Source organism: Flavobacterium sp. B183 (assembly GCF_023539155.1).
GTDB classification, from domain to species: domain Bacteria; phylum Bacteroidota; class Bacteroidia; order Flavobacteriales; family Flavobacteriaceae; genus Flavobacterium; species Flavobacterium tructae.
Map to the genome: position 1 here is coordinate 4,650,340 of NZ_CP097434.1, position 23,730 is coordinate 4,674,069.

The window sequence follows — 23,730 nt, forward strand, 5'->3', positions numbered from 1 at the left end:
AAGAAAAAATATTGCTTTAAGCTAATCGAAAATGTAAGAATCCAGTATTTACGGGGGCTGACAGAAAATTCATCTTTTTCTTCTACGACCAAAATAGTCGTATAAAAAAATCTTACCAGACTCTTTCTTATTTTTTCAGTACTTTTTTGATGAATTTATCCCGTTCTTTGGATTCGTAAAAATCAAAACAGTTACAAAAAACAATACCACTATAAAAAACTATTCCTTCTTTTCTTTTTTTATTTAGTCAATAATCTCTTTTTGAATACCGGCACGATATAGCTCTCAATTTCTCTCCATTCGAAATGAACACTAAACTCTTCATATCCACTATTCCTATAATTTTTAGTATCAAAAATTGAAAAATAAAAGTCCGGAACGCTTTTACTTTTATCTATGATTATTCTAAAATTTAATAAATCACTTGGTTTTAATGGTAAATTAATGTCCTGATCTTTTAATTTTTTTCTAATTTTTTTTAACAGTCCAGGTTTATCTACAAATAAATCTACTCCAACTCGTTTACCATTATTCAGATCAAAACAATAATACTGAATTGCTTCCCACGGTGATCCATAAGATTGAATTCCGATCGAAAAACTAACGATCTTATTTTTATCATAGTAAATTTCATAATGTTCAAATCCCGAATTTGACTCTCGTAAAGTATTGTTCAAAATACGTTTAGAGAGCGTATCTTTTTTCATTCTGATTCTATCCTCAGGCCTACCAACAAAAGATTTGTCAAATATTTCATAAGTATTCTGCGTAATTGCATATACTTTATTATTTATCTTTTCATTATTCGAATTGATTTTTAACTCTTCAATTATCAAAAAGCCAGAATCTACATATACAGAATCTTTTAAGATTCTAAGGCTCTGACTATGTAGTGAAATTGAAAAAAAAACAAGTACTACTGTTATAAATTTGTTTCCCATTTCTATTTTGATTTTACTTCTTCTTTTTTTGCAGGATTCTTTTTTTCCTCTTCCTCGAGAATTTTTGCAGCCTCTTTATCACCGCCCTTTTTTTGTTTCTCTAAATATTTCTTTGCTTCTGCTTTTTGTCCATCATCACCATTTTCTAACATAAGCTTATAGTGCCTATTAATATCAAAAGCACCTTCTTTTCTTGCTCTTACTAAATTGGCTCTTCTATTATTTTTTCCAACTTTACCATCGTACTCATTTACACATTTTATAACAAGTTCGATATCATCATTATCAGCATGTTCCTTTGCAAATTTTTTATTTTTCTTTGTCCCATCATTCCAAAAATATAATGCCGATTGTGTTGCATACATTGCATCATCTGATATTTTTAAATAATTACCTTTTAATTGAACCCCCTCTTTTTCAGCTGTAAAATCTATCTGCCCTGAAGTATCCCCAGTGAAAGTATTTTTATTTCTATAGTTTGTAAAATTTGCATAATTCCCCCTTCCTGTCAATTGTTTTAAACCTCGTCCTTTAAATTTCCATCCATCTCTAGTTAATTCGTCTCCATTCCCTAATCCTCTTTTATCTCCTGTATAAGGAGCATACGCTCTCGACATCAAAGGGACTCCAAAGTGCGAATGTGCTTTTAGATAAATTTTATAATCAATTGTTTTGTCAGCTTTTAATACTTCTCTAATTAATTTGTCGTTATATTTTTTCTTATCTTTTGAATCTTTTTCTCCTTTAAAAGCTGCATAAAGTTCTTTATCAACAATTGATGGTTTGTCTTTAAGAAGAAGTATCTTTAATTCATCATTTGTTTTAGTAAGGGCTACTCCTTTCGCATCAACTATTTTAAATATAGAACTAAGATTATCCTTCAATGAATTAACTATAGTCTCATTTATTTCTATTAGACTTGAGCTAAAAACGCCTGGCGGATTAGAATAATTTTCGTATTCAGAAAAAGTTGTAAAGTTTGCACTTTCAACACCAATTTGAGAAATAAAATGAGCTTTCCTCAGACATGTATCTAAGCCAAAATCTTTTCTGTATTTATTCAAATATGGTAAAATAGAATCAATTATCTCTGTTTGTTTTGCAGATAACTTTTTGACATCTATCGTTTTTCTGATCAACTCACTGGTAAACTCTTCCTCACAGTGCGTACATTTATAAGTTTTTTGCTCTTTGACCGGTGGCACAGGCGCAGCTGTAGTATCAATCTTTTCTGGTGCATTGCGTTGCGCAGAGTCTGTAATTTTAATATCGACTCCTCCATAATTGCATTTAATTGTACTTTTAAGAAGTAATGGAAATTTTTCCTGAAAATACACTGTTCCCACATCTTTCCAGTCGGCAAGCTGCATTACTGAAGCGCATGGACTTGAACTCTGCGGGCTTTTTTTGCAGTTGCCTTTAAAGATTACACTTTTTTTGTCTTTCTCGACAATCGTTGCTACTTTTTTGTCTTGTATAGTAGGGGTGTCAAAATTTACTTTTAAGTCGCCCTCCGGAACGGTACATAAGTCACATTTTAGTTTGGCTCCGTCGATAACAAATTTTAAGCCATCCTCGGCTTCCTCTTTTTCCTCGCGTTCTTTTCGTTTTTGAGTATTATCTGGTTTTGCCATTAGAGTGATGTTTTATTAATGTTATACAAAATGCTCAATCTTTCTTTTTCTATTTCTAATGTTGCCAATTCTATCTGATGTTCTCTGTACTCTACAGTACCATCATATTTTATGTTATCTGTCTCTGAATTCTCTTCAAACGGTTTTCCTTTTATGAAGTAGGTGTCCAATTTTTCATCTTTTGGATGAATCTGTTCCAACATTACAGCGCTCCCACAATCTATTATTTTTTTTTGCCGCTCAATAGGAGATGGGGTTCTATATAAACTAAAAAAATACAAACCAAACATTTTATAATCGGAGAAGAATGTTATCATTTTTTGCTCGTCTTCTACCGAACTGCTAATATCCTGCAGGTATGATTCTACAACAAAACCAACATTATCTATGGCCAATTTGGCACGAACAATTTCCCATCGCTTTCCCAGTTCCTCAAAGTTTACTATTTTGATTATTTTGCCATAGTTATTTACTTCTACTTCAACTTCGTCAAAAGCAGCTCCTATTCTTTTGAGAAAAATAATATTCTCTGTAGATAAATTACTTGTGATTTCGATCTCGGAAAGAAATAACTGAAACAACTTATCATTTCCATTGTCTTTGTATCTTGTGATAGCAATCTTTCGGGTGTAATTTATTTTTTTTATCTTTTTTGGATTCGAGAAATCTGTTGTTACCGTTTCAAATACAAACTCATTTATTTTATCAAGCTGAGGGAATACAACATCGTAATCTAAATAGGTCATCCTTTAATGTATTTTTCTTTTTCTGCCTTCATTGGGCTGCATCCCGAACCAATCTCTTGTTGAGGACCAATGCAGGTATTCATTCCTTAACTTTCTCAACATGGTTTGCGAACTGTAACCAACAACAGTAACACCTTCTATATCAATTACTTTCATTTCAGGTTCTTTTTGCGGCATTTTAAGCTTCTCAAAGTCTAATTTAGGTTTATATTGCTCTACCCGTAAATTGTCGACTGCTATCTTGAGCTCTTCGAATTCATAATTATGAGTTTTGAGTTTTTGCTCTATATCCAACATTTCAGCATCTCGTCTCTCCTTTTCTATCCTTTCCAGTCTTTTTTGTTCGATTACTTCGTCACTGATGAAATCCCATTCTTTCACCTCGTTGGTTTCATCCAAGGCATAAGGTGTTAAATAGCTTTCTACATCTGTTAGAAAATCATCTAATGGAAATTTCACAGCTGTTTCTTCTACAAAATACTCCTTCATTTCAGTACTTCTGGCATACGTTTCCATAAAGTGCAGCGGAATATAACTATACTCTTTTTTGACTCCTTCATACTGATCTTCGGTGCCTTCTATTTTTTTTCCACGGGTGCCTGTAAGTTTACTATAAGGCGGAAAACTCCATTGAATTTTCGTTTCAATTTGATCTTCTTTATACCAATACTGTCTGATCAGGTCTCTTCTTAGTGCTTCTAACCCCATTTTATCATCAAAAAAACCATTTGGAAAAACAGAAACATAATGTCTGTCTTTCATCTGAGTTCCGATTTCATCGACAACTTCTTTCTCTGTCATGTAAGCTCCACCTATATCGCAATGTACTCCCGGAAAATTTTTTTCGATGTATCTGCCGGGAATTTGATTGATTCGGGTAAGAGCAAAATTTTGACGATGTTCGTCTTTTGCTGTAAAGTGTACTACTTTTTGACAGTATAAATTATTCAGATGCAGCTCGGCAATATCATCATTAAAATGTGTTGACCAGGCTTCTTTTATGAGTTTGCCTCCTTCGTCTTTCACATTTCCATAATCGTCATAATGATCCCGAACACCATTCTCCTCAAAATAAGACGAAACGGTATCATAAATCCCCACAAACCGGACAACAATCTCTACATTTTTCAAATCATCAAAATCAAGGCTGGTTTTTTTTAGCAAACTGTATCCTAAATGCCCCATCTTAGGGAGCTGATCTCTTATTAAATAACTGTTGTCTATCTCGTAATTATCGACATCTACAAAGGCATTTCGCATTTTTTGTATGCGTACACTACCGGATTCCGAATAGGGTCTTTCAATATATTCTACTCCACAAGGGATTTGTTTTTTCACTGCATTTGCGTAACCACTATCATGGTTTACCTCGTAGACCAGATTTCTGGACGTAGCAGCACCTCGGCTGAATCCAAATACATCAAGTGTGATTTGAGCAAGTTTTGTCGCATCATCACTCTCTGCCATCTTCTGTGCTACTTTATCTGCAATTTGCTCACAAGCGTTACGCACTCTGGCACGTATACCTGTTTGTCCCGAACCAAAGGCAAAACCGTCTGTACTGTCGCGCATGAGGTGATCTGTTCCCATACCCGGTACATAAATGGCGTATTTTTTTTGTTCACAACATTGCCACATACGTGCCACATTGGTGTAATCGTTACTATAGCTGTTGTCTGTTCCCATACGATCCAGACCAAACTCATTTAAAGGGACTCTATAGGAGGCAACGAGATATTTGTCTCTTTCATCAATAGCTTTAAACTCCGCTTCCTCAGCAGGCGTTTTATTTTTCTTGGAGAGGAGTTCTTCTATCCGTCCTTTATTCTTTATTTTTTTATATTTTTTTTCGTCTTCACTTTCCAGCGTCGCATTATCTTTTGAATAATCAATATTTCCCTCTGCATCTTTACCCCGGCTATGCTTGTTACGCATATCGGTATTCGTCTTATTATTGAGTGTGCCGTCTATAAAAATTCCAAAAGTCACTCGTAGGTCTTCTTTTTTTATATCATCGGCCGCTGCTCCTGTATTGTATACAAATGTTTTTCCCATAACAATGATTCTGTTTTGTATATTCTTTTAGTAAATACGATTCGAAAACTGGTGTTTTTTTTGTACAAGACTAATTCTGATAAGTAGTGAATTTTACTGGTAATTCTTTTCCGTTTCCTTTAAGTGTAATAGTACAGGAATTATAGGATTTACCAATTTTTACCTGCATTTCTATGGGTGCTCCGGGCTTTAGTTTTTCAATATCTCTAAACGTTTCACGAACTTCGTCATCTTTAAATATCAACTCTAAATAACTGGTTTCTCCATCCGCTTTGCTGTAATCAAAACTTATTTTGGAAGGTGCCGCATTTTCCTGAAGCGGTAGATTCATCTCTTTTTTTTCAGCAAGAGACTGCCCCAAAGTGTGACTCAAAAAATAAATTTTATCCGGCATCTTTTCTCCCTCGGGAAACGTAAAAATGGGATGCCAATTGTATTTGTATTCTCTTGTCACTATGCTTGATTCAAAAACGTTTGTTTTACTTTTTTTCAATGGTATAACAGCTGTACCGTTTTTTAGGGTGGCTCCCAAATAATCACTACCCGGGTTTATTTTAACTTCTAAATCAATATTTGCTTCAGGATTCTTTTTACGCAACTCTTTGAAGGCATCAAAAATTTCTTTCTCATCAAAAATAAATGAACCACTATAACCCTGTCCGTTTTTATCCCACCAACGAATTCCTAAACTTCTTGGGATTGCTCTTTCCTGATACTCATTTTTGGCAAATTCTTTTTCTAACAGCGTTTCGCGCTCTCCATTAAATAAGGCAAATGACAATTCGTCCTGTACCTTTCCTTCCCTCACGAATACGGCAGTAGGGCGCCAGTTATATTTTATGCGGTAGCTGTCCCAAAGTCCGTAAGGTATGGGTTTGTTTTTATTTGCTTCCTGAACATCAGGCGCTATAATTTTCGGATTTTTTAAAGTTCGCTCTCTGTCAGCAGGATCAAACAACAGTCGTTCATGACTGTCCAAAGAAGCTATTTCTTTAGCACTTATCTCTGTCTTTTTTCCTTGATAGCGTCCAATTTCTACATCTTTCTGTCCGCCTTTCAACCAGACTACTACTACACCTCCAGGGGCAAAACCTACTGTAATGTACTTGTAAGTTGTCATTACTTTTCCCTTTTTTTGGACGTTGCTCTGAAAGCCTTCATTAAATAGTTTTACCATTTTAGGATAGTCCAACTCTGTATCGATATGATACATCACATCTTCAACATACGAATACCACGTACAGTTAAGTCTTTGCGGAATTGGTTTTTCGCCCTGACTCATTCCTGAGGAATTTTCTCCCCAATCTCCTATTCCTGTGGTTGTACCAAAACCGTATATACTGGTTGTACTGTTGGGCTCTTCGTTTACACCATTTGATACTAACGGGCCTTCAAGCCAGCCTCTATAGACTTGTATAGGGTATCCTGAAGGACAGCTTAAACCTTCCTGCCATTTAAAATTTGTTTCCATATTAGTAAGGGGGGCTTTTATTGCGGAGCTATTAACCTTTTTATCGGTTTGCTTTTTCTCCTGGCAAGAGCTTGTTAACGTATTTGTTATAAGAAATAATAGTAAATAAAGGGCTATTTTCTTCATGCTTTTTAAGTTTTATGCATACTGGTACGATCTTAACGAACTACTTGTAAATATATCAAAAGTAAGATACATCTCATATTTTTTCTTTAACTAAACCTGTTTCCGTATGCTTTACATAGTTGTCAACTCTTTATTCTATTATCGTTATGGTAAGAATGTTTTATCTAGTTTTCAATTCCATTTTTATTAAAATACTCCCTAAAAGTTTTTTTAAAATTGGATAGGTTTTGAATTCCTGATTGTATTATTTTCTCTTTACTATAAATTTCATACTTTCCATTTCCGGTCTCTTTTCCTGTCCAGACAATTCCGGATTCAATCTTTCCGGATTCATTCGTTTTTAAATAGGTAATTATCGGAGGGGCAAATTTTTCAGCATAACTTCTTAAATAGATTCTGTAAAGAGCATCTTCTTTGGAAAAAAAAGTTGCTATTGAATTAAAAGCGGAATCTAAATTTTCAGCATTTGCAATATGATTTAAACTAGTAAAAAGCTTTATCAGATTTTGGTCAAAATTTTCATCGAGATCGTTGAAATCAAAGCGGCTTATAGAACTCTTTATTTTATTATTTACAAGAAAACTATAGATGCTGTTGCTTTTGGGTAACTGATCGATATTCAAATTTATAGCTTCAAAATAACCTACTATTTTCTTGTTATAAAATAGTTCGCTTATTTGCAGCTGATCCTTAAAATATATCTTAATAACAGCAGCTGATTTTTCTCCATTACTCACTGTAATGGTATCTTTTTCTTTAGTAAAACTGAAGATGTTTCCATAATTGACCGCGTACATTTCTACAATAAAACTTTCCAGTTTCCCGTCAATATACTTTTTTGATAATGTACCGCCTTCTATTTCTGCTTTTTGTACCTCTTCTGCTTGTCCAAAAGAGGATACATTTGCCAATAGAAAAATAAAAAATAAGAGTTGCTTCATTCTGATTTGATATTACGATTACGTTTTCTTTGCCTGTACCGTTTTGTTGCAATTAGGATAAATTATTACCAATGTGCCTGCGCTATCCTTTATTTACTTTGGCATCAATGGCACCCAGTACTTTTGAGATTCCCGAACTTTTTATCAAAATATCTCCTCCTATGGCTTTGTGAGTTGTTGTGGCTGTAGTTTTACTCAAATTACCATTGATCTTTACGGTTTTATCACCTGATACTTTTTGCTCGTACATATTTGTAATAAGTTTGTAGAGTTCTGTAATATCGACTGTACTGCTTTTTCCAACTTTTAAGCTGTTGTTACCGTCGATAGTGGTTTTCTTATTACCACCTACCCCTACAGTCATATTTTTACCAACCGTAATATCCAGATTATCACCAACATTGATGGTCATGTTTTTAGGTGCATTTACAGTAATATTACCTTCACCATCCAAATAAACACTGTTGTCTGACGGGTCTTTTATCAGAATACTTTTCTGCTTATCATCAAAAGTGATGGTGCTTCCACAGCGGGTAAAGAAACTTTTAATATGATTGTCCAGCTTACCGCCTTCGCCTGTTTTTCCGTTAAAAATACTGCCGATTACATACGGTCTGTTAGGGTCATTGTAACGAAAACTAACCATTACGTGATCGCCTACCTCCGGTATCGTAACCCATCCGCGATTTTTATTTACAATATCGCTGGTTCCGGCATTAGGAGTTAATACATACAGCCAGGGTGTACGGGACTGCTGTTTCTTTTGCCATAATAATTCTACACGAACTCTTCCATTACCACTAGGATCATCATTGGCCACAACCACGGCTCTTTGTTCCTGTGCAATTGGCATGCCTACCTGAGGTTCGGGAAGTTTTTTTATTTTAGCCGGAAGTGCTCTGAAACTATTTTCGTACTCTCCAATTTCAGTAGCTTTATGTGTAATTTCGGTAATAATATAAGTACCTATTTCATTCGATTCAAATTGCGTCTTATTTGTGCTCAATCCTTTTTGAAGAACCTCTGATTTATCTAATATTTGCTGAGATTCGATATTAATTATAGAGCCGATTCTTAGTTTTGGATTTGAGCTTGTTGCCGAAATGTAGTTTCCTTCTGCAGCTATACTCTCCTGTTTCTTTTTGAGAATACTCTCAAAATATACATCATCTCCGGTACTAAATTGTCCGAACTCGTAAGAAGCTGTACTGTATAATTTTTTGGAAGCTTCGAAGGCATCTTTTCCTAATTTCGGTAATCCCTCTACGATGCTGTCATCTGTTTGTGCCTGATAAAGCTGATCGATATTTTCATTATAAGTATAACCGCTGTACTGATGGGGTTTTGCTTCTACCGATATACTTAAATTAAACAGGTCTTTATTGTAAATTAATTTTATGGGAGAGCTTTCTTGTTGTGGTTTTCCAAAAAAAAGTTTTTCTCCGTCATAAAATAACCATTCGTTATATTGTTTGGCTAATCTCTGGATATACTTAAAATCCGATTCCAGATATTGCGTTTGATATTCTATTTTAGAAGTAAATTCGGGTTCGATTTCATATTGCAGCTGTTCTCCTGCAGCAGTTTGTATGAGATCGTGCACCATATCTTTCAAATTGAGATTTTCCCAGGAATGCAACTTTTGACCGTAGTCTAACAAAATAGTTTTAGAATATCCTGAAATAACAATTTGACTGCCTACATGTCCCAATTCTTGTTGATAGCGAACGTTTGTTATAATTCCCAGAAAGTTATTGTTACCACTTAACCTGATGTGCAGCACTTTTCCAAGACATTCCTGGGCGCTTTCCATCGTATAGGCTCGAGGTCGTTCTATAACAGAATGTGGAATACTTATTGAAAACTCATGGTGAGCATTAATGGTTTGCTTTAAATCGATTTTAGTAAAATGAGAAATTTCTTTGCCGTCTATACCAAAGATTATTTTAGGAATGACCATAAATCTGTCTAGTTTTAAGTTTAATTCTTTAAAATTTTTAACTTAAACAGAGTATAGTCAAAGCCCTTTATTTAAAAGTTCTTCGCACCGAATTCAATTTTAAGCTAAAAGATGTCATATTCTGAAAATAAAAAAACAAGAAGCAGTACTCAACTGCTTCTTGTTTTATGAGAAAAATTAAATTTTAGCCCAGTTGTTATCTAGTGTAGCATTACCTAATGTAATTTTCTCTGCAGAGAATGTAATCTCAGTAGTCATTGGAGTTTCAGCCAAAGCGTCTAACTGCTCACTAAAGAACACAATAAAAGCGTTTTCAAAAGTAAGTTCTTTCATTACCTGCTCAGAGTCAGCTTTGAAAAATTTCACTTTTCCGCTTACTGGTTTGTGCTGGCTGTTTACCGCTTGTTCGATAACTGTAGTGTTGTCTGTAGATTTTACTCTCAAGTTTAATCTTCCTCCTTTAATTTCAGAAGAAACAGCTCCTTTACCGTCAGTATGTCTCAACATATCAACTTTTGAAAATAATACTTGGTACTCGTTTCCTTCGAATTCTAAAATTGATTTAAATGCCATAATAAAAAATTTAAGTTGTTAAATAAAGTTTTTCAGAATCCTCTTTCTTTTTGTGTGACTAGTATGAACAAAAAAAAAGAGGTATTCTACATGATTTTAGAATACCTCTTTTTGTACTAACGTACTTTTTTTAATTGCTTCTTGTAGGAAGATGAGGGTGATTCGCAATCAATATTTGTACGAATATACAAATACATTTTTAAAAAACAAGTAAATTCGTAATCTTTTTCATAAGAATTAAGAAAAAAAAGAGACCTTTTTATTTTACAAATGTAAGAATCCAGCATTCATAAGGGCTGACAGAAAATTCATCTGTTTTAAAAAAACAAATAGCAACTGCAAAAAACAATCTAATAGTCAAAAAATATTTTTTCAACATTCCTTTTACTTCTTCACCTAACCCCCGTAAACACAAAAAGAGATATTCTGCATAATTTTTAGAATACCTCTTTTATCTGTTTTTTTTTTACTAATTCACTTTAATCTGTAACATTTTTCATAAAAAATAACAGAATAAATCCCAACAGCACAACGGTTATGTGCAGGACTATTGAATTGACCTGTGGCTGTAAAGAATTGACCTGGTTTTTTAAGTCTAAAGTTGCTGTGGTATGAATTTCATTAATTTTGTTCACCTGCTTTTGTAATGAATCTATGGTCTTGTTCAAATACAAAATATTCTGATGCTGATTAGAAAACAGTCTTTTCACTTCTTTATCAGACAGCGCTCTTTTTTTTCTAATCACTCCTGTTTTAGGTTCTTTTAGTATCAATTCGCTAACGTCTTCAATTTTATTATTGTTTACGGCAAAACTGTCATTTAACTTGTTTACTAAGAAAAAAATAAACACAATATAAGAAAGCAAAAACGTAGGCAGTATGTACTGAATAAATATTTCAAGCGCTTTGGGCTTTGCGGCATTGTGTATATTGTTTATCGTACTGTAATTGGTAAAAAAAATAGGCTCTTGTTTTTTTTCTTTGTGTAGCCTCTCCGTTTTAAATTTTTCTTCTAAATCAATTAGTTCAAAACGATCGAGGCTGTACAAACCTAAATTCTCATTTAATTTTTTATGATGTACCATCCAATTGAGTACTTCTTCTATCTGATATTCTGTAATACTGGGATTTTTAAGCCTCCACAAAATTTCTTTTTTTGTAAACTCGCACGGTTTCCCTTTGCTTTCAAAATAAAATAACTCTAAAATTATTTCATGCAAAGGTTTCGTCATTTCTATTGTATTGATAAGTTCCATAATCGTTATTTTATAGTAGCATATTTTTCGATATATAATAGTGTTTGAGCTGAGACTCCTCATCAAAAACCTCAAAAGCACTATTTCTGACCATTTTCTCTAAGGCTTCAACTTTAGCATTTAAACCTATAAAGAGAGCCCTGAATTCGGCCGGTTTTCTCTTAAACTTTCTGATATCTTTAATTCTTATAGTATGCAGATCAGAACTGTTTACAAATACTCTAGTCTTAAAATAAAACAGATCTGCTAAAGAATTTCTGTTTCTCAATGGTTCTGTCCTTCTGATAATTGAGGCAAATGTATAGCACCTGTCTTTAAAATTCAGAATCTCTACCTTATCAATATTCTCATTCGTGTATTCTTTGCTTACTAACTCCCGATAATTTTCAATAAGCTGCTTAATTTCATTTTCGGTCAGTAAAATGTGTACTTTACTTTCTAAATCATTATCCAACGAATCTTTTGCATTTATCGCAAAGGTTTCGTTCTTATACTTTTTAGGTACATCAGTACTTACACTGTCTTTTAAAGGAGAATTTTCGATAATATTTTTTACGGTTATACTCGGCTGACTTCTTAAAAAACTAAATTCATTTTTATACTGAGTCAGTGATTTTAGCAATGCATTGTTTGTCTTGATCGTTTTACTGATCACGGTATCAATGGCCTTGTTTATCGTTTCAGGAGTAAGCTCCCCGTTTAACTTAGGAAATACAATTCCGCCATTAAAGTTACTTTTTAAAGGAGCGTTGTAGATGTACTCATTATCCGCTTCGCCATTGTAAACAAATTCATCATTTTTAGGAACCAGTTTTGGATCTACATAATAGTTCTGAATGTATTTTTTGTTGGCATTACTGGCATCACTTAAATAGGCCTTACTTTGCGAAATAAAATCCTGATTATCCGAACTGTTTTCATTTCTAAAAAGGATGTACAATAACTTGGCATTATTCTTCGCCAATGCGCTCATATTGTCCTGTAAAACGGTATTTATAGATCCGTCTAATCCTGCGAGTATAAAAAAATTGTTTTCGTAATTGGGTCCCGCACTCAGAAACTGCGTAATATTTATGTTGTTATTGGGTAAAATATTTTCATTTGTAATTTCTTCCGGTGTTTTGATACTTTTTTCAATTAAATCAAACCACTTCGAAAATGAGGATGCTCTGAGCAAATAATAACTTTTGGACTTGCCTTTTGCTATAAACGAATACGTAAAATTATAATTGGCGTACAAATCACTGCTTGTTGTTAGTTTTAGATTTTGCAATGCCGAAAGTGTCTTTTTCAGGTATTGTTTGGTACTGCCGTTGTTCTCAAAAACGTAAAAAAAGTTAATGGTCTTACTTTGCAAATCAATCTGTTCGATTGTCTTTATGGTAATATCATCTCCTTTTAAATTTGTAATTTTATTTTTGTCATGGTTCCAGACATTTACAGGTAATAAAATTTTAGTGGTATTATCGAATCCGACAGCATCACTGGATTGGTTTTCATTTACGAAAAAGGTGTTCCTGTACAATTCATTTGCATGAAAGTTGATTTTACCCGAAGAAAACTTCAACGTATCGGCAGGATTCAGTTTCACCACCACATTGTCTGTTATGGGATTCAGATATTGCAAAGGAACCCAACCAAACTTAAAATTAGCGGTGTCTTTTGGCATCAAATCATCAGAATTGGACACAAAAGCTGAATTTGCCGTTTTGTTTATGTTGTAGACGTAAACGAAGTCATTTAGTTTTATCCCCTTTTTTGTTACGGTTTCTAAGTTAGGATCTCCCTTTAACAAAAGAGTACTTTTTTTGACGTTGTTGTTACTGTTTACTAAATTATCCAGCGTATTACAAGCCACAAAATACTTTACATATTTTAAGTTAACCTGATTTTGGATGGCTCTTCCATATTCCAGTACATTGTCTTTTTTAATCCATCCCAGGTACTGTACTTCTTTAGCTTTTGAAAAATGGTTGTCTTTACTTCTTAAAGCAGAGAATGTCCCTTTAGGTTTCCCAATCAGTTTTTTATCCGCAACGACCACTTCGTAGTAATTCTTATCTTCATCAATAACATACATTGGGGTCAAAATAGCGGCCTTATTTTTTACTTTAGCGCTATAAGGTTCCTCGTAAATTTTGTTCTCATTTCGATCTGAAAAAACCATTTTCAGTTCTGGTTTTTTATTTTCTTTTTGCTCCTGGTTATCGTAAGTATTAACTGTTTCACCTGTTTTTTTAAGAACGTTTGTACTGTTCTTAACCTGCGAAAAAATAGTATTTGCAATCAATAAACAAATTAAAGACGTGTATCGAAGTAAAATGCTGCTTTTCATCTATTACTTTGTTTTATTTTTAGTTTTTTGGGTAATATTGATCTGCTTAAAGCACTTAATATTATCTAATTTCACATCCTCAATTATAGTTTCATTGCCTTCCAGATAATGAAGTCCCTGACAGTAACTTAAAAAATCGTTGTATTTTTCTTCGTTGACTACTACCACGACATCAGACAAATCGTTACAGATGTATTTATTTTTCAGATAATTAACCTGCTCTCTGTACGTTTTGGTATCTCTTGCTCCCAAATTAGCAATGGTCTGCAGTCTTTTTTTAATATCGTTTAATACAATACCTGACGAATCTACAGCCTCCGGTTCTTTGAAAGGTTCATACAATTGAAGCACTTCAATTACTTTTGTTATCGGATACTTCGTTTTGTCTGTTTCGAGCTTTACCGTATAAATTCCCGGCTGGGTAAAAATATAAATGGCTTGTTTTTCATAAGAATCTATGGTTCCCGTTTCGCCAAATTCCCAATACCAATTATTAGAACTCGGAGAATATCCGGTAAACACAATTTCCTCGCCTACATAACCAAACTCCGGACAAAATATCTTGGTGATAGAATCTCTTGCCGTCAATCTTCTGCCGTTTACGATATTAATTTGCTTTGAAAAATCAAACTTGTCGTCAATTTTTAAGGTAACTAGATACTTTCCGGCTTTGTCATAAGTATAGTTTACACTTCCTTTACTAACAATTGAATCACCGTTTCCAAAATACCAAACGGCTTTTTTATCTGATATTAAAGTGCTGTCATTTATTTTAAAAGATAATTCCTCGTTTAATTCATACTGGTGATTACTATTGTCGTCAACAATCGAAAAATCAAGATTACTTAATCGTTTATTATAAGGGAATAGCAGTGCTACTATCACTAAAATTACCGCAATACAAGACAAGAGGATAACTACTGTTCTATTTTTAATGTTCATTTTTAAAATCTGCTTTACATTCGTTAAGACTTGTCTGTACCAGAGTATCGTTCTTTTTTACCGTACTTTCTTCCAGGTTTATCTCTAAAAAAACATTTAATAAGTTCCCGCCGATTAAGCAAAAATTATAGGACGAATGAAATTCGTTGTCTTTATAAAGCTGTTTGTACTCTGAAATATTTCTTTTTACTTCGTCGATACGCTGTACCTGATTAATGTCGTATTTTATCGTATCAATGGTTTTGAAAATTAATTTCGATTTATTGGCATAGTCTACCTTAATCTTCTGCATTTTTTCATAATCATTAATTCTGTTCAACATATCCGTATTATTAAAATCCGGTGTCTTCAGTAAAAACTTGGTAAGACCAATAAATATGACACAGGCGCTAATGATAAATAATAAATTGAACTTTGCTTTCTTCCAATAGGTTTCGTCAAAAATTATTGCCTTCTTCATGATTTGGTGCTATTTTTTTTATTTTCGAGTTTATGTTTTTCAATACAATTTTTAAGCTGATTACTTTTGATTTCGTAGCTTGTTGCTGCTTCTTTTAAAACATCAATCTTAGTTTGTATGCGCTGCAATTCAACCAAAAGTTCCTCATACAAACCAAAAGAATTGGTCAGATTTGTTTTTGATTTTTGAATCTCGTTATTGATTGCAAATCTTTTTTCGTTGATCAGGGACTGGAGATTTTTACGTTCATTTAAAGTTCGGTCCTTAAATCTTAAGTCATTGATTTCGATCAGAATTTCACCCAGAAGCAAGTTCATTTCGCCCTGTTTTACTGCAATATCATTGTAGTATTTGTGTTTTTGCTCTAACTCGGCAGCACCTTTATTTGCCGTTATCAGCGTAATAAAAAGACAGCCGAAAATAAAGGCAGACGTTGTAAAAAAAAGGATTAAAAACCTGCGTTTTTGAGTCGCTATTTTAGGAGAATTAAGTGGTTTCATAGCGCTATGTTTAATCTAATATTGACCATGTATTGCTTTTTGGTGCTGCCACTTTCGTTTCCTCACTAATTACAATGTTCTCTTTTCTGATTCCGATATACTCCAGTTCACTTAATTTTTGCCATAAGCGCTTCAAAATTCCTAAAAACTGATTCAGTTTTTCAAGTGTTTGGGCGATATCGTTGTGGTCGTATACGGCACTTTTTGCTTCAAACAATACACTCAATAACTCTGAAGGTTTTACATCAATCCATTCATAATAGTACTGCAGCAACACCTCTTTTTCTTTGTCATCCATTAAAGTCAATGTCGAAATAAGATGATTTGCTAAAACAATTATTCGGTCAAACATATAAACCGGAGATTCCTCCGGAGCAACATTTTTAAGATAAAAACAGTTTTCTGAATAATACCCGATTATTTTGGCACATAAACTAAAGGTGTTCGAAACCAATCTGTTATTAGAAGAGTTTTGCACATTTTTTTTATGAATTTTAATTGAGAAATCATTCAGTTGATACAATTCAGTGTTTACTTTCGCTATAAACTGATTCAGGATTTCATTGTTTTTAGTCTTAACAACAGGAGCGATGTACTTGTTGTCTTCAATAAAAGTTCCGTTTTGGAATATTATTTTTTTGACAATTAAAAAATAACCCGATAAAAAATTATCATTTACCTCTTTTTTATTGATGATGTGTAATTTGATTTCCGGAAGGGCATGCGGATGGTGCAATGGAATGATTTCGGGATCAGGAATACCTACAGGAATTAAATCATAAGGATTAACAGAAACAATAACATAATAATGCTCAAAAGAATTTCGATCTAAGTCATTGGCATTAATACTTACTTCCGGAAGTTTGGTGCCATAAATATCCTGATTAAAAGAAATGATATGACCGTTTTTAGCAATTACTTCGCATTTTTTTAGGTAGGCAACAAGCTGTCCTCCCTCAATTTTTATCTCAATGTCTATCGATTTATTTCCCGCCGGCTGGATACAGCCATAATTAAAATTGTTTAACTGAACTTTATTATAATCACTTACAATTGTTACGTAATTGAAATAATTATTGATAAAATGGTCTTTCGTAAGTTTTACACCGTCTGTCCAGTTGATTGGTAAATGAATGTTTGATTTCATAATCCTGAAGTTTGTTTTGTGGTATTTGTTAATCTCTTTTCCCTTTTTTGCCCAAATGGCTTTAAAGAAAAAGATGTGGTATTTAATTATTCATCCAGACCGTTTTCATGTCTGTTTAAAGCAACTCTTTTAGCAAAAATGGTTTGTTTATTTTTCAATTTACTTTCAGAAATGGTTCTGTAAGGACTCAAATTCTTGATAAACAAAGGAAAGCTGAAGTATTTTGCCGTATAAAAAGTCCAACCCGTATCTTCGTTTTCTGCGCTGGATTCGATAGCATCATTAGGGAATCTGTAATTCTGGTCTTCTATAAACTTATCAAACCAACTCCCCAGATTGACGTCCTGAGCAATTTTTACATCAAATTTTGAAAAGAATTCAGAATTGGCTTTTTTTCTGATGTGTATGGACACCTGCATGAGGCGGAACTTATCGATATTATCCCAATATTCGAAATCCTTGCGTTCTTTTCCCACTCTCCAATATTCGTAGAAAGGCTCAGGAATTTGCAGGTATTTGTTCTTTGATTCCTGAAAAAAGATAGGTACAAACAGCCACAAAATATTAAGCATACTGATGTGAGCATAACTCGATATGGCGATATAGTTGAAAGCGAGATAATAAATCCAGGAGGAGAGAATTGCTATTATTAAAAACATAAACACTTTGGCCAGAACATTATTCTGTATCCCCACTTTTTGAAATAAAGCTGTATTCATGAAATACACCAATGCGATTCCAAGTATGATGTAGTAGATAACCGAAAATAATAAGCCAAACCAGATAAATTCATTGTTAAAAAAAGCAAACAAACAGGGTAAAGCTGCTATAATCGAAAAACATAAAGTAAATATTATGGCCGCTTTTGTTTTGATTTTCACATTCGAAAACTGGCTCATAATCAGCGTTATGATTAAAATCAAAAACGGAGCTAATAGGTATTTTAAGAAAAAGGGTAGTATTGTATTCATATCTGAATGTTATCTCATTATTATGGTTTAAAAATTATAAAATGGTATTTATGCCCAAATAGTTCTCGTTTAGTTTGATGCCTAACTGATAATTATTAAAAAAGACGATATCAATTTTTCTGTTACTAATGATAAAATACTCTAATACTTTACGCGTTAGGTTCATCTTACGTTCTAGTATCTTATAATCTATATTTCCTTCAAAATATAGTGCAACTTCTACATCGTCTATCTCGCTTTCTACCGCTCCGCAAAGTCCCAGATTGAATCCTAATGTTCCTTCACTTAATTCCAAAAAAGGAGAATTGGTGAAAACATGCTTCTTGTATTTTAACTTGACTACATTACCCAATAAAGTTTCCAGTACTTTCTCCAGTTCCGGAAGATTCTCTTTTAGTTTATCTGCTTCACACAGATAAATAAAGAGATTCTTTTTTTGTGTATGAGACAAGTCAAAATCAATGGCGACTAATTCATCTACTATTTTCAGAAACAAATCAATCTTATCATTAAACAAGTGAAGACTTCTGATCGCAAAATTTGAATTTGCTGCAAAAAGCTCATTGTCAAAAGGCATAAAAAAGTCTAAAGCATTATTTTCAGCTTTTTTGTTTTCTCTTACTGCTTCTACAATTTCCTTATTTGACATCGTAGAATTACTAACCGATAAAGGGTGAAAAAGTAATTCGGGTAAATTATGGTAGATGCTGTTTTTGGCCAAATGCAGCACCAGCGCCTCTTTGGTAAATCTCGAATCTTCCTGATACAGCATCGACGAAAGATCAATAGCATCTCTTGAATTGTGTCTTTTTGAAAGGCCTTTGTGTCTGACAAAGACTTCGGTTTCCTTTTCAAGAATATTTTGCAATTCATAAAAAAGAATTTCTCCTCTCAAATTAAAGTTAAGCTGTTGTTTTAAAACTGCGATATCCTGTTCCATATCTTATTTCTTTTCCCAGATAAATTCATCTCCTTTTATATCCAGAACAATACTTTCGTTCTCCAAAATAGCTTCGGATATAATTAGTTTTGAAATGGTTTTCTTTAGATAAGTTCGTACGGTTCCCGCAATAGGTCTGGCACCATATTTTTTAGAAAATCCTTTATTGGTCAGATATTCTAAAGCCGAATCAGATAAATCAAACGAAATATTTTTGATCGTTCTTAACTGTTCCTGCAGACGGCTAAGATGCAGTTTAAAAATAGCTTTGGCGATTTCTATATTGATCGGCGCAAATGGAACTACTTCGGTCAAACGTCCTAAAAACTCAGGTCTGAAATGCTGACTCATAATATCAATCAACTGATTGGAAGTGGGTAAATGACCGCTTTCTATCTGCTCCTGAATCCACTGGCTTCCAATATTTGAGGTAAAAATGATAATCGCATTCGAAAAATCACCTTCACGCCCCAATTTATCATGCACTTTTCCTTCGTCCATAATCTGTAAAAACACGTCGTAAACCGAACTGTGCGCTTTTTCGATCTCATCAAAAAGTACCACCGAATAAGGTTTTTGTCTGATTTTATTCACCAGCATCCCTCCTTCTTCATAGCCCACATATCCCGGAGGCGCACCATACAACAATGCAGCCGAATGTTCTTCTTTAAACTCGGACATATCAAAACGTATCATGGCATTTTCGTCATCAAACAGCAGCTCGGCAAGTGTTTTCGTTAATTCTGTCTTTCCCGTCCCGGTTGGTCCCAAAAAGAAGAACGAACCAATAGGCTGTTTCGGGTTACTCAAGCCACTTCGGGATTCGATTATGGCTTCTGAAAGTGTTTTAATAGCATGTGCCTGCCCTTTTACTCTCTCTTGTAATTTGTCTTCAATCGTTAGCAATTTCTCCTTTTCTCCTGCACTTATTTTTCCTAATGGAATTCCGGTTGCATTAGAAACGACCGCCAAAATCTCAGACTTTTTAACCACGATGATTTTTTCTTTTGCTATGGCTTCAATATCAGCTGCTAATTTTTCGATCTCCTCAAAAGTGATTACTTCATCTTTTTGTTTTTTTGAGTTTTCAGCAGCACTAATTTTACTGGTTACCACACAACTAATTCTGTTGAATATTTCTTTTTTCAGCAAACTCATCCTTGATTCGTCGGATGGGTCAGCTTCATTTATCTGCTCTTTTATTTTTACAATTTCAACTAATGAATTGGCATTTGAAACAATTACCGACGAAGCGGTTCGGTCTAATAAATCAATGGCTCCGTAAGGTAGTTTCTTTTCTTTATAAAATCTTTTAGACAGATGAATAGCTTCTTCTATAATTTCATCGTCAATCCCTATTTTATAATGTTTTTCTAATTTATTTTTATAAATCCCCAGACATTCCACTAATAAAGCGTGGTCCAGTTCTTCGATAAAAATATTTTCAAATTTTCCGTCAATAGTCGTTCCTTCAATCGATTTTCGATACGAATCTGAATCAATAGAAGCAATAATGTTAATCGTCCCTTGAGTTAACTGCGTATTGATGATATTGATTACCGCATTTGATTTTGAGCTTGATGAATTTAACAACACCTGTATGTCATCAATAAAAAGTATGCTCTTTCCGTTCTTGGATAATTTTTCGAAAATTTCAATCAATTTCTTCGAAACCTCGTTTTCACCATTGCAATTGGCAACAAGTTTAGCTACGTTTAAAGAAAGTACCAGCGTTTCTTCAAAAAAATTAGGGTCTGTTTCATGTAAACTGGAAATCAGATTTTTGATGATACTTGTTTTTCCAATACCCGACTCTCCAATCAGTAAAATTCCGTGATTTTCGTATCGTTCAATGTTTTCAAGTATCAGTCTAACTTCCTTATTTCGTCCAATAATGGCACTTCCCTCTTCGATTATATTTTTTCTGTAGAGCGTATCACAATAATTAATATCAACGGTTTCTTCTTTATCATCATTATCGACGAGACTAAAACTTTTTTGAGTATTACGAAGCCCAAAATGTTTTAAAAGTTCTTTATCGCTTAAATTTAAACCGTCGATCTGTTTATCACTGTACACCAATCCGGGTTTAATAATGGCAATAAAAACACAAAAAGCATCGATAGAATCTGATCCTAATCTGATTTTATTGAAATTCGATTCGGTAAAGACATTTTCAATCTCTGCATCGGCAATAATAATATTATCATTGCTTTGAGTCGAAGTGTATACTTCCTTTCTTACGTCAAACCATTCTCTTATGTAATCTATGTCTTTTGATAATGTTTTTAAAACCTCTGTCAATCCCGTTGGCTCATATAACAATGCATAGGCTAAATGCGGAACACCATAAGTGCTATGTCCATCCTGAATGGCCAACGATTTAGCAGATTTAATGGCAGATAGTAAGCTGGGGCTGTAATCTAATTCATTCATAACTTTAGTTTATGGTAATTTGAAATGGGATGTTCATCACAGATTGTTTCTCTAAGGTTTCCTTTAAAAACAATCCTATTTTTTGCTTGTTTTCTATCTGTAAAGCGTACTTATCCTGCAAAATAACTTTTACATCAATCGTTCTGAATACTCCTTTTTTTCTCTCATTGCTAATGCCCACTCCATCTGTAATCAGTACCTCTTTTGTAATGTTTCTTAAATGATAATGAACCGCAGATTTTATGTCTTGTTTCGTTACCAGTCGCTCTTTGGATAAAAAACCATATCGAAGATTGATTAATTTCTCGACTTTGTTATTTCTATAAATTCCGCCAAGGGAAGTCGTCTCAAAAACAGTAGAATCCTGAACTAATTCAGATAAGACCGTTTGTTTTAAAACAGTACCTTTTTTTAAGTTATTAGCCACCTGACCGTTCGAAGTCCAATACGAACAGTACAAAATTTTAGATTTATCGGTTTCATGAATCAGAGCATAAACTTCCTCTTCGTTCACCTGACTGTAACTGCTGGTAATTTTACTTTCAATTGAATTGATTTCTTCATTGATTTTAGTCATTGTCGCATCAATATAATCGGCATTGATGTTCGAAAATGAACTGATGTCTTCACGTAAAGCTCTCGCTAATTTTTTAAGGAAAAACTTTGCCGTTCTGGAATCGTAATTCTCTAATCCGCCATAAAAAACGGTATAGGTATTTGAAGTGATAGCGTTAGGCTGCTTGATACCATTGATGAATTCGATGTTTTTTTCGTTAAAAACTTTCATCACATCCAAAAAGTGTGTGTTTCTCTCCGCCTTCATCGGAAACAGACGTCCTTCTACCTGAGCATTATGAACTCTGTTGTTCAGTTTTCGGTTGACGATCGGAAATGTGTTGATCTTTATCTGAATTTTATCAAGCTCCTGTTTGGTAAAGATTTCAGGAAATACGAACTCTAACCAAATAAGTTCGGTATTCTTTTTAGCAGATTTTAATGCTTCTTTTTCAATGTTGAATTTGTCTAGTAAAGACTCGTAAACCAACTTCTCGGGATTGAGTTTTAACTTGTAAATAAAATTTTTATAGTAGGATTTTATCGCTTCAACGTAATGCTTGTTGTCCTGAACTTCCGCAAAACTTTCATTTTCAAAATCAATAGCATTTCCGTGAGTATCTCTTACCGTAACAAACTGTAAAAAAGCATCTAACGAGGAATTCTCTGTAATAAATGTAAATTTCAAAGAATTTAATTTCTCCAGATTTTCTTTTGAAATATCCAGTCCAATCCACATCCTGTGATCAGAAATTTTACAATGCACCGGCAAACGATTCACATTTTTAAAAGAATCGATCAATAAGGAATCATAGAGCTGAAAACCGACCTCACCCTCTATAATGTTTTCGTTGGTAAAGGGAGTAAAATGAATATCATAATCAACATTGGTTGCAAAAGTTGATTTTATAATAAATTCGGCATCACTGTTGAGTACCACAATACCATTTGTTGCTGCTGTACTTGCTAAAGCGTGAGCCGGCATAGGTAAATTCCATTGACTTGGCACAATTTCCTGAGCAATGCGTTCAATAATTTTATTATCAGATTCGATTCCTTCGTGATACAAATAATAAAGTTCATGAACAAAAACGTCTAATAACATCATGACCAAAGGGTCGGCCATGTTAATATTTTCAATTCCCCAGATCTCTAAACACTTTTTTTGTATTCTGTTTTTTATTTCAATAAACTTAACGTCTTTCATATTTTGTACTATTGAGAAATTGGGCTTATATTCAATTTTGTGTGAAAGCTAAATGGCATCAGACTTTCGATAATGTCACCTTTTACGACTATGTTTGCTTTTCTTCTTATGCTAGATCCCAGCTCGGTATTATCAATTTCATCTAACGAAATAGTGACTTCACTTAAGGTTAGTCTCCTCTCAAATTCAGTAATCGACTTTAACAGGGATTTTCTAACCAAATCCTCCCAATCTCTTTTCTTTATATGCTGATTAAACTCCAGGTCCCAGATGACAGATCCATAATTTGGGATCTCCGGAATCTCTCCAAAGGAAGTGGTAATAATCATCATAATGTTATAAGCAATCGATTCCTCTATCTTACAAAAATTATCCTGTGAACCTCTCACCAAAGACTTAAAATTAACAGGGTATTTCAGGTATTTCATCTTTTGTCGAAATTAAGTTGTTTTTTATAAAACTAAAGCTTTAATTTTTAATTTTAACACATTGCTACAAAACTCCAAATAAAATACTTACAAATCAATATTATTT

At 33.6% G+C, this 23,730-nt stretch carries 19 protein-coding genes; all 19 read right to left on the reverse strand.

Features of this window, described 5'->3' with window-relative positions; translation table 11 throughout:
- Positions 1–239 precede the first annotated feature (239 nt).
- Positions 240–941, reverse strand: a complete 702-nt coding sequence (locus M4I44_RS19150; protein ID WP_249965784.1) for a hypothetical protein — start codon at positions 939–941, stop codon at positions 240–242.
- 2 nt (positions 942–943) lie between these two features.
- Positions 944–2,575, reverse strand: coding sequence for a PAAR-like protein (locus M4I44_RS19155; protein WP_249965785.1), 1,632 nt, complete (start codon positions 2,573–2,575; stop codon positions 944–946).
- The gene (locus tag M4I44_RS19160) at positions 2,575–3,321 is read right to left on the reverse strand and encodes a hypothetical protein (RefSeq protein ID WP_249965786.1); all 747 of its coding nucleotides are present in this window, start codon (positions 3,319–3,321) and stop codon (positions 2,575–2,577) included. Before M4I44_RS19160 ends, M4I44_RS19155 begins: the two co-directional genes overlap by 1 nt.
- A gap of 3 nt (positions 3,322–3,324) precedes the next feature.
- Positions 3,325–5,376: a phospholipase effector Tle1 domain-containing protein gene (locus tag M4I44_RS19165; protein ID WP_249965787.1), complete on the reverse strand. Its 2,052-nt coding sequence runs from the start codon at positions 5,374–5,376 to the stop codon at positions 3,325–3,327.
- Between the two features lie 70 nt (positions 5,377–5,446).
- Positions 5,447–6,847, reverse strand: a complete 1,401-nt coding sequence (locus M4I44_RS19170) for a DUF2931 family protein (RefSeq protein ID WP_249965788.1) — start codon at positions 6,845–6,847, stop codon at positions 5,447–5,449.
- 290 nt (positions 6,848–7,137) lie between these two features.
- Positions 7,138–7,914 carry a hypothetical protein gene (locus M4I44_RS19175; protein ID WP_249965789.1) on the reverse strand — a complete coding sequence of 259 codons (777 nt, stop codon included), beginning with the start codon at positions 7,912–7,914 and terminating at the stop codon, positions 7,138–7,140.
- 82 nt (positions 7,915–7,996) lie between these two features.
- The gene (locus M4I44_RS19180; protein ID WP_249965790.1) at positions 7,997–9,874 is read right to left on the reverse strand and encodes a type VI secretion system Vgr family protein; all 1,878 of its coding nucleotides are present in this window, start codon (positions 9,872–9,874) and stop codon (positions 7,997–7,999) included.
- Positions 9,875–10,051: 177 nt separating this feature from the next.
- Positions 10,052–10,447 carry a type VI secretion system tube protein TssD gene (tssD, locus tag M4I44_RS19185; protein ID WP_017496361.1) on the reverse strand — a complete coding sequence of 132 codons (396 nt, stop codon included), beginning with the start codon at positions 10,445–10,447 and terminating at the stop codon, positions 10,052–10,054.
- A gap of 479 nt (positions 10,448–10,926) precedes the next feature.
- On the reverse strand, positions 10,927–11,703 hold the full coding sequence (locus tag M4I44_RS19190; protein ID WP_249965791.1) for a DUF5457 domain-containing protein: 777 nt from the start codon (positions 11,701–11,703) through the stop codon (positions 10,927–10,929).
- A 10-nt stretch (positions 11,704–11,713) separates the two neighbouring features.
- Positions 11,714–14,038 carry a type VI secretion system protein TssR domain-containing protein gene (gene tssR / locus M4I44_RS19195; protein ID WP_249965792.1) on the reverse strand — a complete coding sequence of 775 codons (2,325 nt, stop codon included), beginning with the start codon at positions 14,036–14,038 and terminating at the stop codon, positions 11,714–11,716.
- A 3-nt stretch (positions 14,039–14,041) separates the two neighbouring features.
- A complete protein-coding gene (locus tag M4I44_RS19200) occupies positions 14,042–14,980 on the reverse strand; it encodes a PKD domain-containing protein (protein ID WP_017496364.1) in 939 nt (312 codons plus the stop codon).
- Positions 14,970–15,440: a type VI secretion system TssO gene (gene tssO / locus M4I44_RS19205; protein ID WP_017496365.1), complete on the reverse strand. Its 471-nt coding sequence runs from the start codon at positions 15,438–15,440 to the stop codon at positions 14,970–14,972. Before tssO ends, M4I44_RS19200 begins: the two co-directional genes overlap by 11 nt.
- The gene (locus tag M4I44_RS19210) at positions 15,437–15,940 is read right to left on the reverse strand and encodes a hypothetical protein (RefSeq protein WP_017496366.1); all 504 of its coding nucleotides are present in this window, start codon (positions 15,938–15,940) and stop codon (positions 15,437–15,439) included. The genes tssO and M4I44_RS19210 overlap by 4 nt, the downstream gene beginning before the upstream one ends.
- A 10-nt stretch (positions 15,941–15,950) precedes the next feature.
- Complete coding sequence (locus M4I44_RS19215; protein ID WP_017496367.1) at positions 15,951–17,087, reverse strand: hypothetical protein; 1,137 nt, start codon at positions 17,085–17,087, stop codon at positions 15,951–15,953.
- 86 nt (positions 17,088–17,173) lie between these two features.
- A complete protein-coding gene (locus tag M4I44_RS19220) occupies positions 17,174–18,058 on the reverse strand; it encodes a TssN family type VI secretion system protein (RefSeq protein ID WP_249965793.1) in 885 nt (294 codons plus the stop codon).
- Positions 18,059–18,092: 34 nt separating this feature from the next.
- On the reverse strand, positions 18,093–18,998 hold the full coding sequence (locus tag M4I44_RS19225; RefSeq protein ID WP_249965794.1) for a hypothetical protein: 906 nt from the start codon (positions 18,996–18,998) through the stop codon (positions 18,093–18,095).
- Between the two features lie 3 nt (positions 18,999–19,001).
- Positions 19,002–21,434 carry an AAA family ATPase gene (locus M4I44_RS19230; RefSeq protein ID WP_017496370.1) on the reverse strand — a complete coding sequence of 811 codons (2,433 nt, stop codon included), beginning with the start codon at positions 21,432–21,434 and terminating at the stop codon, positions 19,002–19,004.
- A 4-nt stretch (positions 21,435–21,438) separates the two neighbouring features.
- Entirely contained in the window at positions 21,439–23,196 is a 1,758-nt protein-coding gene (locus tag M4I44_RS19235; protein ID WP_249965795.1) for a hypothetical protein, read from the reverse strand.
- A gap of 8 nt (positions 23,197–23,204) precedes the next feature.
- Positions 23,205–23,624, reverse strand: a complete 420-nt coding sequence (locus M4I44_RS19240) for a GPW/gp25 family protein (protein WP_017496372.1) — start codon at positions 23,622–23,624, stop codon at positions 23,205–23,207.
- Positions 23,625–23,730 lie beyond the last annotated feature (106 nt).